At 28.9% G+C, this 560-nt stretch carries 1 protein-coding gene; it reads left to right on the forward strand.

Annotated elements, in window-relative coordinates; genetic code table 11:
- The coding region (locus tag FHK88_RS02440; RefSeq protein WP_264480581.1) for a hypothetical protein at positions 1 to 412 on the forward strand (412 nt) is incomplete at its 5' end.
- Between the last annotated feature and the right edge of the window lie 148 nt (positions 413 to 560).

The following is a 560-nucleotide window of genomic DNA, read 5'->3' on the forward strand; positions in this document are numbered from 1 at the left end:
TTCAACAATTGATATGAATGATGAAATTCTTAAAAATTATGCATCCATTTTTGTAGAACGTTTTAAATCAAAATTAGAAAAGGAAGATAAAAAATTTGTTGTAGAAATTTGGCATACCAATCAAATTGTAGGAATGTTTTTTAAATTAGTTCCTGTCTCCTCTTTCAAAAATGCTATAGTATGGGTGGATAAGCAAGAAAACGATTGGGAAATCTTATCACTTCTTACACAAATACGTTCTGAAAAAGTAACAGATAAACTATTTGTTCAGAAAGACATAAGAGGATTTGAAAAAGAATATTTCTATATTTTTAAACCGAATGAAAAGCGACTTTGGCACAAAGCCATTGGTTATTTAGATGGAAATGAGTTTGCTGATGCCATTCTTAAAGCAGGGAGGAAAGGTATATGATATTTACAGAACTAAATGCCTCTGGCTATGAATATAATGGTGTTTTCTATAATGCTGAATTTGAAGATATACTTTCAAAAATCATTATTGGCTATAATTTAATGATTGCTGACAATGTATCGCTAACGAATGATGAAAATAATATTAG

Source organism: Psychrobacter sp. I-STPA6b (assembly GCF_020662265.1).
In the GTDB taxonomy this organism is placed as follows: Bacteria; Pseudomonadota; Gammaproteobacteria; order Pseudomonadales; family Moraxellaceae; genus Psychrobacter.